Origin of the sequence: Mesorhizobium sp. M0618, from assembly GCF_040320765.1 — a bacterium.
In the GTDB taxonomy this organism is placed as follows: domain Bacteria; phylum Pseudomonadota; class Alphaproteobacteria; order Rhizobiales; family Rhizobiaceae; genus Mesorhizobium.
Genome location: NZ_JAMYQH010000057.1, coordinates 1 through 15,675, shown reverse-complemented (window position 1 = coordinate 15,675; position 15,675 = coordinate 1). Strand labels below are relative to the sequence as shown.

The following is a 15,675-nucleotide window of genomic DNA, read 5'->3' as shown; positions in this document are numbered from 1 at the left end:
TTCCTGCGCGGCTGCTGTTCCTCGGCGGGTGCTGCCTGTTCGGCCGGCGCCTGCTCGGTCTGCTGCTGCTGGTCGCGCTTCTTCCGGCGTGGCTGCTGCTCCTCGGCGGGCTGCTCGCTCTGGGCAGGCGCGGCCTGCTGTTCAGGCTCGGCCTTCTTGCGTTCGCGCTTCTGTTCGGGTTCCGCCTGCTGCTTTTGTGCGCAGGCTTCGGCCGCTTCGCCTTCGGCGCATGCTGCTTGCGCCAGGATGAATGGGGCTGCCGTGCGCTGGGCAAGGCCGGACGCGACACTTCCCTGAAGCGGGAACGCGCCCAACGGCGCGGATGCCATCAACAGGCCAAGTGCCGTGCCTGCCAGAATCCGTGGGTGGCGTTTCATCGAAATTCTCCTTGTGGGGTCCCATCCTTGCCGAAACCGATCTTGTGCCGATTGGTTCCAGTCTGGCACGGATAGAGGCCGTACGGGGCGATTGACCGACCTTTTGAAGGCAACTTCATGTCATTCACCTGGCGATAGCCGCAATTGCGACCATTGCCGCGCTTGACCTTGCCCGCGGCTGGGGCCACATCCCGGAAATGGAAACGCCATTCTGGAAAACCAAGGCGCTGGAGGCGATGAGCCCGGCCGAGTGGGAATCACTGTGCGACGGCTGCGGCAAATGCTGCCTGTCAAAGCTTGAGGACGAGGACACTGGCGAGATCTACTGGACCAGCGTCGGCTGTCGGCTGTTCGACGCCGAGACCTGCCGCTGTTCGGACTATGCCAATCGGCTGGCGCGCGTTCCCGACTGCGTCGGGCTGACGCCGCAGAATGTGCGAACCATCAGCTGGCTGCCCAGCACCTGTGCCTATCGGCTGGTGGCCGAAGGCCGCGACCTCTACTGGTGGCACCGGCTGGTGTCGGGCAGCGCCGAGACCGTGCATGAAGCCGGCATCTCGATGCGCGGCCGGGTCAAGGCGAGCGAAACCGATCTTGCCGAGCCGGAAGACTATTTTGACTATGTGCTGGACGAGGAGCCGTAGGACCAGCGACGGTGAGCAGGAGCCTCCCGTTCGAATGCATTCGGCCAATCAGCGGGGTCGGAACCGGGGCGTCGAGTCAGACGTTCTGGCCTTCACCAAGGGCTGGGGACGACGGCAAATGGCCGGAACTTTCCTTCTTCCCGCCATATGAACCGGAGATGAACGGCAGGTTCGTAAAGAGTTCAGACAGGCAAGCGCATTCTCCCCCTCATCGGTTCACAAGGGGGCGAAGGCCCGCAAAAGGAGAGAAGACGATGTTCAACACGATCAAGACGGCAGCCCTTTCGGCCCTGGTCGGTCTCGGCACGCTGGCGGCTGTTCCCGCTCACGCCGACAGCCTTTACCTCGGCTTCGGCAACAACAACGACCCGCGTTTCGGCGTCTATACCGGTGACGACGGTTATCGCCATCGCCGTGACGAGCGCCGTGGCGACTGGCGCCGTGGCTGCTCGCCGGACCGCGCCCTCGACAAGGCCGAACGCATGGGTCTGCGCCGTGCCCGCATCGTCGACGTCAGCCGTCGTACGGTGAAGGTGATGGGCCGCCAGGACGGCGACCGCGTCGTCGTCGTGTTCGCCAATGAGCGCGGCTGCCCCGTCATCTATCGCTAAGGCCGGCTTTGGCGGATCATAGAGGCATGATCGTCTGCGAGGATCAGCCGGGAGACACGACCTTCAGTGAAGGTCGGTCTGGCAGCATGATCTCCTACGAAGATCAGCCGGGACTAGCCGAGCCCCTTTCCGTTTGAAGGGTGTGGCTCGAAAAAACCCCGCGGGAGCAATCCCGCGGGGTTTTTCATGCACGCTATTGGCTGATGATTGCCGTGGTCAGGCTCAGCCACGGATCGTCAGAGCCGCCTACTTCAGTTCGAAGGTGACGGTGACCTGCACATTGTAGGCGTTCTCACCGGCTTGCACCGGAGCCGCAGCACCGGCCGCGGCGTCGAAGGCCTTGGCGTTGATCGGCATTGGCGTCGGCGCCATGTTCTGATCGGTGATCTCGAGCACGCGACCGAGGCTGACGCCGGCGGCCTGGGCCAGCGTCTTGGCCTTGGCCATGGCGTTGGCGACCGCCTTCTTGCGCGCCTCGGTGACCGTGGCCGCCGGGTTGTCATTGGTGAAGGCGATGCCGCCGCCCTGGTTGACGCCGAGCGACACTGCCTTGTCGAGGATCTCGCCGGTCTTGTCGACATCGCGCACCCGCACCGAAAGCGTGTTGGTCACCTGATAGGCGACGAGTTCGGCTTCCTGGCTGCCGTCCGGCTTGTTGGTGTAGTTGTAGCGCGGGTTGATCTGGATGCCGGCGGTCTGCAGGTCGCGGTCCTGGATGCCGGCCGACTTCATCGCCGCGATCACGGCGGCCATGGCGTCATTGTTGGCATCGAGCGCCGCGCGCGCGGTCTTGGCCTCGCGCATGACGCTCAGCGTCAGGACCGCCAGATCAGGCGCTACGGTTGCTTCGCCTTCGCCCGACACGATGATGCGGGGCGTCGGCAAATCGGTGGCTCCAGCCATCGCCGGAAAAGCGATTGCAGCGGCGAGCGCGAGAGGCAAAAGGTGTCTGGTCATGAAAATCTCCTTGGTCTGCGATCAAGTCGCAGAGGTCGCGTAGAGCGCGATTATGGGTTGATTTGGGCGATCTCCGTAAGCCCGTCGGGAAAGCCTTGTGCCGCGACGGGAAAAACATTAATCCAGCCGGCGTGGGGCCTGTAGCTCAATGGTTAGAGCCGGCGGCTCATAACCGCTTGGTTGGGGGTTCGAGTCCCTCCGGGCCCACCATAACCATTAAGTCTATTGATCAAAATATGCGTCGGTCCAAAACGTTTTGGACCCATTGTGGGCCCCAAAAAAAGGGCCGCTGATATGGCCACGCTGCGCATGGTCGGTTGATTTCACTTACTTGACGACGCGCAGGGCCGCTCGCTGCTTCATCGCATCGCGTTTGGCCTCGCGCTCATTGATGGCGCGGGCTATGTCGACAGCCATTCGCTTCTTGTTGGCCTCTCGGACATATTCGTCCGTCACCGTCATGGAAGAATGCCATCGCCTCCATAATAGCGTGCGCTTGGATGTTGCATTCGGCGAGATACGTGCCGAAGGTACGGCGTAGCCCGTGCAGAGTGTACCCCTCCGGAATGCCGGCCTGCTTGTGCCAATGTGCCATCATGCCGGTGAGGCTCTTTTCCGCGAATGGGTGCCCATAGGCATTCTTCAGCACCGTGCCGCCTTTCGAACGATCAAGCGGCGCCAATAAACATCTCGCGCCCGCCGTGATGGTTGCGGTTTTCTTCTGCCGGAAATCGAAGGCCTCGATCACCTCTAGAGCCCCGTCGAACAGTTCGATCTCCTCGAAAACCAAATCGTCCCATTCCAACGAGGCGATATCGCCTCGACGGTTGCCGAGCCAGAACGCGAGCGCGTAGCAGGTGCGGGGCGGGGAGCCAATCGGATGGCGCGCCTCGAACTTTTCCCGAATGGGGACCCGCCACGCGGGATTGGCGGTCGATTAGGAATCCGGACGTGGATCGACAGTGAGGATTCGTTCTGCGGTTTGATCCATTTCTCAATTTCGATCCCCACCCACAAGAGCTTCTTGATTGCGACCAGCAGGTGCTTGGCAACCGTCCTGTGGCGGCAAAGACGCTTTCTATAATCGAACGCAGATGGTCGGCGTCGAGATGTTCGACGGGCGTATCGCGCCAAGTTAGCGGACAGGCAGGATCGACCTGCATCCGAAGGAAGCGTTCAATAAGACGGGCATTCTTCCGCTGCGTCGCTTCGTCAAAGTCCAGCCATTCCATCGTCGCTTCAAGCCGCCGCGCAGCATGACCGAATGTCTTTGGCAACGCCCGACCGGGTAGGTCGATAATAGCTGCCTTGAGGCCCTGGCCTTGCGTCGCCTTTTCGTAGGCAGCCTCGAATTCCGGATCGCCGGGCTGACCTGGGAGGCGGATTTCAGGCATTCCCTTTGCACGATAGCGATAGACTGTCTTTCCATGACATCCCCTACGAGTTGCGCGCCGGTTCCAAGGAAACAGGCCTTAATGAGGCCGTACTGGAGATCGGTGCAGTCCTGGAACTCGTCCAAGAATACCTGGCTGTATGTTTCCTCAGCGCGTTCCGCGCGATCACGCTGCCCTCGACGATCGTCTTCGCAAGAGGGATCATGTCCCTGAATGTAATCGACTGGCCCTGGATGCGAGCCGGCCCGACGGAGAAGTCCGCAGCCAGTACGTCCTGCCCGGTGAGCGCGAGGCGGAACTGCTGGATTATGCGGAGCGCGAAGCGATGGAATGTGAAGCTGTCGAAGCGTTCCCCAAGCTGGTGGCCGCACCGGCGCCTTACGCGCGCCTTGGGGTTCGTGCTGGCATCGACCTTGAAGGAGATCGCAAGGATTCGCTTTGGGTATCTGCAGCTTCGCGTCCGCAGGAGAAAGTCGGCGCGTTGCGAGCATCTCCGTATTGCCGGCTCCCGGTCCGGCAGTGAGCGCTAGGTTGGCTTCGGTCTCTGTTGCTGCCTCTAGGGCATTGGGCTCCAGAACGAACCCGTCCGAAGGTTTCCAATGTTCCGCACGGATCATTCAGGAAGATTTCCCAGCATCGTCCTCACGCGTTCGAGAGCCGATCGAGGAGCTGGCGAAACGGCCGGAGGTGCGCTTTCGCACGCGCTCTTACGAAACGGTGCGCTCGGCCGTCGCATCCGGCTTCGGCATGGCCGTCCTCAACATGCGGCCTATCGGTCGCGCCACCGCCGATGGGGAGGAGATCGTTCGAAGACCAATCCTCGATGAACTGCCGCCACCGACGCTGATCGTCGCCGACATGAACAATCGAGTGGGAATGATTCAGGCCCACTCAAACGTCGATTGGCTTTGATGGACCTTCGCATATCGCCCACCCGGATTTCTAGGTACCACCATCAGAGCAATAAGGCTCACGGTGGTGCTTTTTAATGCCCAATGCGATGGAGAAAAGGCAATTTCCTGCCATGAAGCCTTCAATTGTCCTGAGGTATCTTCCAGGAGGCAATTGCTATGTTGTCGGCGTCGCCCTTAAAGCACTGAAAAGAACTATAAGCTGGCTGACCGTGACGGCATCTACGTCCGCGTCATGTCCAGGGGCGCGATCTAGGCAGATACGGCCGAGACGATCGCTCGCGGAGATCCGATGTCGCGCGCTATGGTACCTTCGCTTACCCAAACGGATATGACTCTTGGGATCTGATTCCCCTGCGATAGTCCCGCCAGTCCAGAATGAGGCGGGCTATCTTGATTTCTTGGCTCCAATGACTGAGTACCCGCGCCTTGCCTACAGCATGAAAGCCGTTCGCAAGGCAGGCGACCGGCTGGCAAAACCTATTCAGTTCGGACGAGACATCACTGTCGGCCAGTATGTGGACGCACTCGAAATCTTCTCAATCGCCAATAGCTGGCGCGACTCGCACTTTCTGCCGATGCGCAGCGTTCGGTTCTCTGTCGGTCATCACATAAGAGCCCTGCGACTGGAGGGCGACATGGCATCCCGGCCGAAGCGCATGGCATCCATTCGTCGGAAGCTTCGAGAGTCCACCACCAATTTGGACACCATGAACGACATCGGCGGTTGCCGAGCGATCATGGCCGATATCAAAGGTGTTCGCTCGCTTCTCGCATCGATGCGAGACAAGTTCCCCCATGAGATCCACTCTAGGGAGTTTAACTATATCGATGAGCCGAAGCCGGACGGGTATCGAAGTCACCATATTGTTTTCAAATACCGACCCAGAGATGCCGACACCGAGGCTTTCGACGGACGACGCATCGAGTTGCAAGTTCGTACCAAGCTTCAGCACTCATGGGCAACTGCGGTTGAGGCTGTCGGGCTATTCCGGGGCCAGGATTTGAAGCACGGAGAGGGCGACCAGGATTGGCTTCGCCTTTTCCAGCTTATGTCGGCGGAATTCGCGCACGTTGAGCAGTGCCCCGTTCATGTAAGTGTTCCGGATCACAATGACCGGGTTCGAGAATTGCGGGATCTCAACAAGCGTATAGATGCGATCGGCATACTAGAAAAAATCAAGAATACTACCCGATGCCCAGAAAATTTCGTACATCAAGCGAAAAAAACTCGATTCTATTTGCTTCAATATCGGGAAGATCGTAAACTGACCGTCGAGCCTTTCACGGCACTTATATTAGGCGCACGAAAATTGAAAGAGATCGAGCAAAAAATCGAGCTAAGGGGCAGTGAGATAAAGGCTGTCTTGGTCGAGGTGGATAAGCAAGAAAAGCTTGTGGAAATGTATCCGAATTACTTCGGAGACGTTTCCTTATTTGCTCGTAATCTGAAATCCATCTGCTAGGGAAAAGCGGCTATCCAATACAGTTAGCCTGCACTGGGTCGGCTTAAGCGGCGTCGCTTCCGTATGAAGTAACCCGAGGCGAGGCGTTTGCCGACCATACCATCAGGGCTGCGACCGGCCCACGCATCGTCGTTCATGCCAGGGCTGCGCGTGAATTATGGCGGAAGTCATATTCGGAGAGGTAGCGGTGAAGATGCTTTCTACGCAGGGCCTGATAGGTGCCACGCATGCCACGCTTGAATATGCTGATGCGCCGGGTATTTTGGCAGTGTTTACTCAGCCGCCGGGGCAGGTCATTCCGATCTCGGGGTGACATCGGGCGATCGCAGCAGTCTGGCGAGTGCGGAGCGTTTCGTCGATCTTGCGCACGTGAGCGGGACCGATGACCGTGACAAAGTTCACCGTTTAATCGAGCATGGCCTCGACGGTGGCGACAAAGTCGTCGAGCGAGCGATCCCCGCGAATCTCGATGCGTGGAAGATCGATGGGATCGCAATTAAGGTCCGCCGGCCCGTGTCTGCTGCCGAAGCCGATCCGATAGCCGGACTCCTTGGCCAGTCTGCCGAGCCGTCGGTCGGTGACAGAGAAGGGTGCCGCGAACGCCGAGGTTGGCCGACCGGTCCAACGTTCGATGAACATACGAGAGCGCAGCAGTTCGGCGGCCAAGTCAGAGCTCGACAGACCATCGATCGCGCGATGCGTCGCGAGATGGCTTCCGAAGAACGCACCTTCGGCGGCGAGCCGCCGCACCGTCCCGGCATCCATAAGCTGCGTCGGCGGACCGTTTTCGGCATCCCACTGCGCGCTTTCACCCACCAGGTCAGTCACCAGGAACACTTCCGCGGTCAGGTCGTTCGCGCGCAAGGTTGGCCAGGCTTGGTCGGCAAAATTCTGGAAGCCGTCATCGAAGGTGATGAGCACTGGGCGGCCAGCGAAAGGCTGACGGTTGGCGATGGACCGTTCCAGTTGCTCGGACGTGGTCGCGTGAAAGCCATTGGCGCGCAGCCATGCCATCTGGCTGGCGAATGCGGCGGGCGTTAGCCGAAAACGGGCGAGGGCAGCCGGACCTTCTTCGGCGACGCTGTGGTACATGAGGACAGGGATACGTGGCCGCCGCTCGCTGCGCGCGACGTCGCGGCGCAAGGCCCGCGCCCCGCCCCAGACGATATTTCGGGCGACCCCGAGTCCGATGGGCGCGCGGATCGGCGCATGATCAATCCTCGGTTCCGTCACTACATCGTGCGGTGACAGGCGGCGGAAGCGGTCTATGCGATAGAGCTCGGTCTGGATCGACTGCTCGAGGACGAGACCTTCGGTCGCTGCGAGCGCCTCTGAGATCGCTTGTGCCCCGAATGTGTTCCAGTCGAACCCCGTCCTTTCAACATTGTCACGCAGCACGAATGCGTGGGCGCTGATGAAACTGCCGCCAGGCGCCAACGCCTCTGCGAATTTTTTGGCAATGCGCCGCAACTCGGCGAGATCATCCAGATAGTAGAGCACTTCCGAACAGAAGATCAGATCCATTTCACCCGGCAGCGTGTCTGCGGAGAAATCCAGTACGCCGAATTCGACGTTCGGCTGATCGCTGCATCGCGCGCGGGCCCGTCCCACGGCTATGGCGGAGATGTCGGTTGCGGTCAGATGGCCCACTCGCGGCGCCAGCTGCCGCGTGAAGTGGCCCTCCGCGCAGGCGAGCTCAAGTGCCCGTCCGATGGGACCCGCAGGCAGAATCTCGAGTTGCCGCTCATATTTTTCCTGCTCATAGGACGAACTGTAGTTCCAGGGATCCTCGGTCGTGAAATAGCCATTCCAGAACAACGTGCGATTCTCGTCGTGCCTGGGCCGTGCACGGCGCGGCGCGGCAGAAGGCTCCGCAGGTTCGGCGCTCGACCGGACCAACTCCCGCGCTTGCGCAGCCAATCTCGCGAGTTTGCCGAAATGGCTGTCCGGATCAGGCTCGCGTTCGGCTGTGCCTGACAATGCCCGGGCTGGAAGCGTGTTCGGAGTGTTGGCGCCAGCCTCCTTTTGCGGTACGAAATTCCGGATCAGTTCAATCCAATGATCCCTTGTCACTGTCCCGAGCACGCCGAATTGTACGACGGCCTCGATGTGGCCATCCATCATCAGGTAGGCATAGATTTGGTCGATTCCTTCCGGCAGTTCGGTCGAGGTCGGATTTCGAGCGTCGACGCGGATTCCAAGTGTTCGCGCCAGCCTGCGCGGCGCGCCAAGATCGTCGGCGTCGAGAAGCATTTGCTCAAGCTGATACTGGATGCGGCGAGCCGCTGCGGGATTGTCCCAGACCTTGCCGAGTTCGGTAATCAACTCGGTGATGGCGCGGCCGAACCTTCCCCACCTGGCAGCCAGTTGCGCCGGCACAGACAGGCTTCCCACCGCAAGGCCGTTGATGGCTACCTTGGCGATCTCACTCGCCCACTTGCGTCCGGCCGGAAGCGCGCGCAGGGACTGCGGGTTGATCGAGCCCGAGCCGCCGCCGCAATCCGACGCGGCGTTCCAAAATGCGAACCACGCGAGTGCTTCGGAAGCGGTGCGGCCATCCGCCGAGTTCGCTCCGTTGGCGTGGATAGTCACCGGGTGTTTGACTCTGGAGTCGGCAGAGAAGCCACGGGCGATGACGATTTCCGCGTCGGCCAGCATCTGAGATGAATTGCGGGTGAGCGAGTTGGGGCTAGCCCGGTAGAAGGCGAGCGGCTCGTCGACCATTACCCAATTTCTGCCGAGACGGGCGAGGCGCTGCCACAGATCCCAGTCCTCGCATGTGCGCAGCGACACATCGAAACCGCCCAACTCGACGATTGTCTCCCGGTCGAGCAGCAGCGCGTGGGTGGCGATGGCACACCGGCGGGCAAATGTTTCAAAGGGCTGGATCGCAACCTCTGACGAGATGCTCAACCAGATAAGTTCGCCATCGGGCATCACGCATTGGGAGCCGCAATAGGCGGCCACTGAATCGGGCGCAGCCTCCAGTGCGGCTAGCATTTTCGCGAGGAAGCTGGCGTCTACCCAATCGTGCGCATCCAGAAACATGAGCCAGTGGCCCCGCGCCGTCGAAATCCCGCTATTGCGCGCGCCGGCGGGGCCACGGGCGCAAGAATTCAACGTCCGAAATCGGGAATCTTGTTCCACATAACTGGCAATGATCGCGGGGGTGCGGTCCGCGGAGGCGTCGTCGACGATGATCGCCTCCCAATCCACGATTTCCTGATCGAGGAGGCAATCGAGTGCGCGCGCCAGCGTCACCTCTGCGTTGTACGCAGGAACCACGATTGAAACCAATGGATTATGCGCCATGCCGTCTTACCCACGCCTGGTTCGAAGGTACAAGAGCCCCAAGACATAGCCGGCGATTTCCCCGCCAAAGGAAACGGTCATCGAGGATGCTGCGTCCAAACAGTCTCCCGTAAACTCTTCCGAGCCGTCGCGCCGCCATTTGGCTGCAGTGCGAGCTTGCTCCTGTCGTGCTAGCGACATTAGAAGCCTGGCGCAGCATTTCATCCGTGCCGCCGAGATCGGACGCCGGCTGTCGCAGATGCACGTCAAAACCAAGCATGCCGCATACTCATGTCGATCCCTGAAATCGGCACCATGACCACAAGCTGCGGTCCCTGGCACCTGGCTATGGCAAACTGCCGTCCTTTGCAATCGACGACGCAGCAATGCAAGCCCACTGAAGCTTTGGTTGAATGACTGCCAGCTATTGGGACCTATTGCTCTCTCCTATCGACCGAAACACCTCGATTCCGGGCTGCATTCTTGATCGGCGATTCCTCGTGTAAGAAGAAGATTCTCCTTCTACTGTTGAGATCGCGCCGGAAGCTGATGGTGGCAGTATATAGCGGAGCGAGAGCCAATATGCTGCTCACTGGAACAGCTATTTTAGCAATTTCTAATGAAAACTCATTACTTACGTCTGTCTAAATAGATATACATAATGCCACTGTATCACTCGGCTTCATAGTAGATTTCGCTCGATAACCAATTAGATTAAACGGCTATGGTTGCTATCACAGAGAGGGGCGAGAGCAACACCTAGCGGTACTGGTGCTTTTTCGGCCGGTCCAAGAGGTGTAAAAAGAGCACGCAAATTGGTTTGCGCCAAGAAGATTCCGGCTTGCAGGTCGCGGATTTTGCTGGCATCTTCACCTGTTTATGGGTCTCTGCGCTGTGGCAGGTGGTTCAAATAGAGGGGTATAAGGATGGCCAAGGAATCTTCGAGTACTTCGAGTGCCGTTTCCTCCGCAAACAAAGCGGACGCAAATTTGATTGGTAATGCAGACGGAAGCGGGCTGAACTTCATGGCGGCCCAGGTTCGCGAAAACGGGGGCGCCGGCGACGCCGTAGGTGTCGACAAGATACGCGATCTGCTGTTCGGCAACCAGATGCAGGACTATGACCGCCGTTTTTCCAAGCTTGAAGAACGGGTGTTGCAGCGCTTCAAGGATGTCGAATCCGAAGCCAAGCGCAATCTTGAGATGTACGAGTCAAATGCAAAGAAGCAGATCGATTCGCTCGCGGCGCAATTGCGGAACGAAAAAGACTCACGAGCCGATGCCGACAAGGAGATTGACCGGAATCTTCGCGAGCAAAACCAGGCACTTGAAAAGCAGGTGCGTGCGTTGTCGGATCAATTGAGCGCGCTTGAGCGGGACGTTTCGGACCGGATAAATCGAAACGATCATTTGTTGCGTGAGGAAATTAAGCAGAAGAATGAAGGCGTTCAGATGCTGATAGAGAAAATGTTTGCCGATCTCAGCAACGTTAAGACCGACCGAAATCTTTTGGCTGGCCTGTTTGTAGAGGTTGCGAAATGTCTGAATCAGGATCCCGTCGGCAGCAAGGGCAACTCGGATCGTAGCTGGAAAGTGAGTTGATGGGACCTTGACGTCAACCGTCGACCCAATCAGTCTTCCACAAAGAACAGCCTCGAACGATACAGAAATTGATCGCGAGGCTCTGGCTCGTCTTTTGGTCGAAATTGCCCGGAACGTTGATCCGGACTATCGTGCGCGTTTCGACGGAGTTCCAACCGCCGATCCTCGCATGGAAACGCTGCGCCAGTTGCTGGTCAGCCGCGAAATTTCGGAGCTTTCACGAGTTACGCATCTGCTGGACGAACCCGAGCAGCTTGCGGCAGCGGTGGGCGATGTTCTTCCCATTGCGGTCGCGCGAGCGACTCATGCGCAGCTCGGCGAGGCGCTTGCGCCAGCTGTCGAACGGGCTGTGCAACGGTCAATCCAGAAGAGCCCGCGCACGCTGACGGATATATTATACCCGGTGTTTCTGCCGGCAATCCGCAAGTCGATCGGGGAAAAGATCGACCAGACATTTCAGTCACTGAATGAAACTTTAAGACATATATTTACCTGGCATGGGCTCAAGTGGAGATTTGAAGCTTGGAGGACAGGTGCGAGCTTCTCGGAAGTTGTCCTAAAGCATTCTCTTATCTATCGTGTAGAGCATGCCTTTCTCATTAATCGTAATTCCGGGCTTTTGATAGCGCATGTAGCTGCCGACAATGCGACGAGCGAAGATCCCCAGCTGATTTCGTCGATGCTTAGTGCAATTCAAGATTTTGTGAAAGATTCATTCAACGAGAGAGAGCAGAGCGGCCTGGACACTATCCGTTTTGGCGACCTTCGTCTCTGGTCGGAAGTTGGACCGTTTGCGACCCTGGTTTCGGTGATCCGGGGAAATCCGCCAGAGGAATTGCATGAAATAGTTCGCGATGTATTGCTTCGCATCCATGAGGAATGCTCACAGGCTTTAGTAGAGTTTGACGGCGACAGTTCGCAGTTGGCCGGGGTAGAGGCGCAATTGCGGACCTGCGTGGAGCAGAAGCAGGAGGAATCAAACGAGGGATTTCCGTGGCTGGTGGCCGCCGTGGCCCTGCTGTTTTTGATTCTGGCAGGCGGTTGGTTCTTTCTTTCCTGGCAATCCGGGCAGCGCTGGCAGGCTTATGTGTCGCGCTGGCAGGCCTACGTGTCGCGACTGGAGGCCCAGCCGGGCATCATCGTTGCCGAACAACAGGCGCGCGACGGCCAATTCTATATTGCCGGCCTAAGAGACCCGCTTGCCGCCGACCCACAGTCGCTGTTGTCTGGAACGCAGGTCGATCCCGCCCGGGTTCATTCGCAGTGGCAATTCTATCAGAGCCTTCAACCGGAGTTCGTGCTGAAGCGGCTGAAGGCGTCGCTGGCTCCGCCGGATTCAGTACGACTATCAATCGACAATGAGCGCATCGTTGCCGAGGGTGAGGCTCCCGACACCTGGATAGATCGGGCGCGTGCAGCGGCCCGACAGCTTTCGGCAGGCGGACCGGAATTCGACATCTCCAAGGTTCGTGACGTAAGCCCCGAAGTACTCGAGGCGAAGCGCTGGCAGGCCTACGTGTCGCGACTGGAGGCCCAGCCGGGCATCATCGTTGCACAACAAAAAATACGCGATGGCCGATTCTATATTGCCGGCCTGAGAGACCCGCTTGCCGACGACCCGCAGTCGCTGTTGTCTGGAACGCAGGTCGATCCCGCCCGGGTTCATTCACAATGGCAATTCTATCAGAGCCTTGAGCCGGAGTTCGTGTTGAAACGGCTGACGGCGTCGCTGTATCCACCGGATACAGTACGACTTTCGATCGTCAATAATCGCATCATTGCCGAGGGCGAGGCTCCCGACACCTGGATAGATCGGGCGCGCGCAGCGGCCCGACAGCTTTCGGCAGGTGGACCGGAATTCGACATTTCCAAGGTTCGTGATGTGAGCCCCGAAGCACGCGCGGCGGAGCACTGGCAGTATTATGTGTCGCGACTTGAGGCCCAACCGGGAATTGTCGTCGCCCAACAATCGACCAGGGGTGGACATTTCTATATTTCCGGCCTGCGAGACCCGCTTGCCGCCGACCCGCAAGCTCTGCTGTCCGGAACGGAGGTCGATCCTGCCCGCGTTCATTCACAGTGGCAATTCTACCAGAGCCTTGATCCGAAGTTTGTGGTGAAGCGGCTGACGGCGTCGCTGACGCCGCCGAAATCGGTCCGACTTTCGATCATCCAGGGTCGCATCGTTGTCGTGGGCGAGGCTCCTGCCGCCTGGATCAACCGGGCGCAGGCCGCCGCTGAACAACTTTCGGCGGACGGAGTGGTTCTGGATGTCTCGCAACTGCGTGAGCTGGACCTTGCAGAGCTCAATCATTTGAGAGAGTCTATCCAGACGACCGACATTTTCTTCTCTTCCGGCAAAGTTGTGCCGGGACCAGAGCAGACGCCGGTTCTCGACAGATTGGCGGATCAAATAAAGGAATTCGCCCAAAATGCCCGCAAGTCAGGCGTAACTGCGCGGTTCATGTTGACCGGCCATTCGGACACCACGGGCCGTGAGACGGCCAACGCGTCGATCAGCGCCGCCCGTGCCGAGACAGTTCGTGCGCTTCTCAACAAGCGCGGCGTCGCCCCGGAACTGCTGCTGGTTCGGGGCGCGGGCACCTTTGAACCGGCGGTGCCTGAAAATAGTCAGGCTGGTAGCTCCACCAATCGCCGGGTTTCCGTTACGGTAAACTTGGACTAGGTCGGAGCCCAAGATGTTGCAAAAAAAGATCTGTATGTTGGGCGGGTTCTCTGTTGGAAAGACGAGCCTGGTTCGCAGGTTTGTGAAAAGCATCTTTTCAGAGACCTACTTGACCACGGTGGGAGTGAAAATCGACAAAAAGAGTGTCGCACTCCCGGACAAAACAGTGGATCTGATTTTATGGGATTTGGCCGGCGAAGATGATATCGGCTCATTCCGCGTCAGCCATGTGCGAGGTGCGACAGGCCTCGTGCTTGTCGTCGATGGAACCCGCGCCGCTACCCTTACCGCTGCACTCACGCTGCGCGAGCGGGTCGAGGCTGAATTCGGTGCTATGCCGTTCGTACTGCTTTTCAACAAATCAGATCTGGCCGATCGGTGGGTAATACCAGATAGAGAAATTGACGAACTGAGGCAACGCGGATGGCAAGTCTATCTGACAAGTGCGCTCTCGGGTGAGCATGTCGATGATGCGTTTCTTAAACTCGCTTCGATGGTCACCAAATAGACCATGCAAAGATTGCCAAGAGAGGTCGGAAGCTGGATTTACGATTTCTTCTACAACGAGCGTGCTATTGCGTATGTGAAAATTGACGCCCAGCTGCGGACAGCGGCGAAGGGCGGTAACGTTGAACATTACGGGCTCTCATGCCTTCGCATCGGTAAGCCTGTAGCCGACCAGCTTGAATTCATGGAAGGTTTGCTGCCTTGCCCGGAGCTTCCATTTCATATGCCTATGGTCGAACTGCCCAGCGGGCGTGTCGCGGACCTTCATCTTTTTGCTGATGATGACTGCGTGTGGCTGCTCTTTCTTGATGCCACTGCCGAACGCGACAACAAGCAGCGGCTTCAACAGAAGGCTTATGAAATGACTCTTCTGCAAGAGAGGGAGCGCCAACTCAACGAGAAGTTACATTCGGCCAATGAGGCGTTGAGGAAGAGTCAGGAGGGATTGTCGCGTGAATACCAGCGCGCGGAATCCCTGCTCCTCAACATTCTTCCGGCGTCGATCGCGGAGCGGTTGAAAGCGCAAAAGAAAATTGCCGACAACCACGCGGAGGTGAGTGTGCTTTTTGCCGACATCGTCGGTTTTACCGAAAGAGCGCGCAGCGTCGGAGCGGTGACTACGCTCGCTATCTTGAATTACTTCTTCAAGGCGGCGGATAGGCTCTCGGAACGACACGGCTGCGAAAAGATCAAGACTATCGGCGATTGTGTCATGGTGGTCGCTGGCCTGCCCACCGCGCGATCCGATCATGCACGAGCCCTCACGCACTATGCAGTTGAACTGCGCAAGGCGGTCAAGCGCGAACTCTTCGCAGGAGAACCGATAAGGCTGAGAATTGGAATTCACTCGGGACCGATCGTCGCTGGCGTCATAGGCAAAAGGCGGTTCGCCTATGACCTGTGGGGCGAGACCGTTAATCTCGCCTCACGTATTCAAACGTCCGCGGAGCCCGGTGAAATCCGTATCTCCGATGCAACGCGCCAACTGCTTGGGCCAAAATTTGCTTGCGACCCACTTGAGGAAACGGAATTGCGTGGTGCAGGTCGTGTACGAATGTGGCGGCTCCCAGCCTGATTTCCGGTTGACGATCCTGGAGCGCACTGCATCTCAAGCCGCAAATGATCAACGCAAAGATTTGACCCAACTAGAGCCTTTCACGTTTTGACGGAAGCGTATCCGGCGTTTTCGAAGTAGTTCTTGCATTCGGCTGCCTCGATTGTTTCGACGAG

The 15,675-nt window shown here is 58.5% G+C and carries 13 protein-coding genes, 1 tRNA gene and 2 pseudogenes; 10 read left to right on the top strand and 6 right to left on the bottom strand.

Annotated features, from left to right (window positions below):
* A pseudogene (locus tag NKJ04_RS32985) lies at nucleotides 1–377 on the bottom strand (OmpA family protein); the annotation flags it as partial.
* Between the two features lie 197 nt (nucleotides 378–574).
* Between NKJ04_RS32985 and NKJ04_RS32980 the strand changes: the two are divergent.
* Complete coding sequence (locus tag NKJ04_RS32980; RefSeq protein ID WP_013530173.1) at nucleotides 575–1,021, top strand: YcgN family cysteine cluster protein; 447 nt, start codon at nucleotides 575–577, stop codon at nucleotides 1,019–1,021.
* Nucleotides 1,022–1,275: 254 nt separating this feature from the next.
* Nucleotides 1,276–1,632 (top strand): hypothetical protein, encoded by a 357-nt coding sequence (locus tag NKJ04_RS32975; RefSeq protein WP_023809642.1) that lies wholly within the window; start codon nucleotides 1,276–1,278, stop codon nucleotides 1,630–1,632.
* A gap of 246 nt (nucleotides 1,633–1,878) precedes the next feature.
* On the opposite strand, the gene NKJ04_RS32970 is transcribed toward NKJ04_RS32975, so the two are convergent.
* On the bottom strand, nucleotides 1,879–2,589 hold the full coding sequence (locus NKJ04_RS32970) for an SIMPL domain-containing protein (RefSeq protein WP_352680001.1): 711 nt from the start codon (nucleotides 2,587–2,589) through the stop codon (nucleotides 1,879–1,881).
* A 134-nt stretch (nucleotides 2,590–2,723) separates the two neighbouring features.
* Here NKJ04_RS32970 and NKJ04_RS32965 point away from each other — a divergent pair.
* A tRNA-Ile gene (locus NKJ04_RS32965) sits at nucleotides 2,724–2,799 on the top strand.
* Between the two features lie 175 nt (nucleotides 2,800–2,974).
* Here the strand turns inward: NKJ04_RS32965 and NKJ04_RS32960 are convergent.
* Both NKJ04_RS32960 and NKJ04_RS32955 read right to left on the bottom strand, forming a co-directional pair.
* On the bottom strand, nucleotides 2,975–3,394 hold the full coding sequence (locus NKJ04_RS32960) for a tyrosine-type recombinase/integrase (protein ID WP_352555096.1): 420 nt from the start codon (nucleotides 3,392–3,394) through the stop codon (nucleotides 2,975–2,977).
* 632 nt (nucleotides 3,395–4,026) lie between these two features.
* Entirely contained in the window at nucleotides 4,027–4,407 is a 381-nt protein-coding gene (locus NKJ04_RS32955; RefSeq protein WP_352680004.1) for a DEAD/DEAH box helicase family protein, read from the bottom strand.
* 107 nt (nucleotides 4,408–4,514) lie between these two features.
* On the opposite strand from NKJ04_RS32955, the gene NKJ04_RS32950 reads away from it, so the two are divergent.
* Together NKJ04_RS32950 and NKJ04_RS32945 are read left to right on the top strand one after the other, a co-directional pair.
* On the top strand, nucleotides 4,515–4,895 hold the full coding sequence (locus NKJ04_RS32950; protein ID WP_206638033.1) for a type 2 periplasmic-binding domain-containing protein: 381 nt from the start codon (nucleotides 4,515–4,517) through the stop codon (nucleotides 4,893–4,895).
* Nucleotides 4,896–5,232: 337 nt separating this feature from the next.
* Complete coding sequence (locus NKJ04_RS32945) at nucleotides 5,233–6,360, top strand: RelA/SpoT domain-containing protein (RefSeq protein ID WP_352679999.1); 1,128 nt, start codon at nucleotides 5,233–5,235, stop codon at nucleotides 6,358–6,360.
* Between the two features lie 23 nt (nucleotides 6,361–6,383).
* Here NKJ04_RS32945 and NKJ04_RS32940 read toward each other — a convergent pair.
* Nucleotides 6,384–6,607, bottom strand: a pseudogene (locus NKJ04_RS32940) (hypothetical protein); the annotation flags it as partial.
* Here NKJ04_RS32940 and NKJ04_RS32935 point away from each other — a divergent pair.
* Entirely contained in the window at nucleotides 6,548–6,673 is a 126-nt protein-coding gene (locus NKJ04_RS32935) for a hypothetical protein (protein ID WP_352555103.1), read from the top strand. The pseudogene NKJ04_RS32940 and the gene NKJ04_RS32935 sit on opposite strands and share 60 nt — an antisense overlap.
* 92 nt (nucleotides 6,674–6,765) lie before the next feature.
* On the opposite strand, the gene NKJ04_RS32930 is transcribed toward NKJ04_RS32935, so the two are convergent.
* Nucleotides 6,766–9,672 (bottom strand): trifunctional glycosyltransferase/class I SAM-dependent methyltransferase/polysaccharide deacetylase, encoded by a 2,907-nt coding sequence (locus tag NKJ04_RS32930; protein ID WP_352679997.1) that lies wholly within the window; start codon nucleotides 9,670–9,672, stop codon nucleotides 6,766–6,768.
* 905 nt (nucleotides 9,673–10,577) lie between these two features.
* On the opposite strand from NKJ04_RS32930, the gene NKJ04_RS32925 reads away from it, so the two are divergent.
* From NKJ04_RS32925 to NKJ04_RS32910, 4 genes are read left to right on the top strand one after another with little or no spacing between them, the layout of a single operon-like run.
* Nucleotides 10,578–11,252, top strand: a complete 675-nt coding sequence (locus NKJ04_RS32925; RefSeq protein ID WP_031212622.1) for a coiled-coil domain-containing protein — start codon at nucleotides 10,578–10,580, stop codon at nucleotides 11,250–11,252.
* A gap of 7 nt (nucleotides 11,253–11,259) precedes the next feature.
* Entirely contained in the window at nucleotides 11,260–13,938 is a 2,679-nt protein-coding gene (locus NKJ04_RS32920) for an OmpA family protein (protein WP_352679995.1), read from the top strand.
* Nucleotides 13,939–13,951: 13 nt separating this feature from the next.
* Nucleotides 13,952–14,446, top strand: coding sequence for a Rab family GTPase (locus NKJ04_RS32915; RefSeq protein ID WP_023809564.1), 495 nt, complete (start codon nucleotides 13,952–13,954; stop codon nucleotides 14,444–14,446).
* 3 nt (nucleotides 14,447–14,449) lie between these two features.
* Nucleotides 14,450–15,520: an adenylate/guanylate cyclase domain-containing protein gene (locus NKJ04_RS32910; RefSeq protein WP_023809563.1), complete on the top strand. Its 1,071-nt coding sequence runs from the start codon at nucleotides 14,450–14,452 to the stop codon at nucleotides 15,518–15,520.
* Nucleotides 15,521–15,675: the final 155 nt, after the last annotated feature.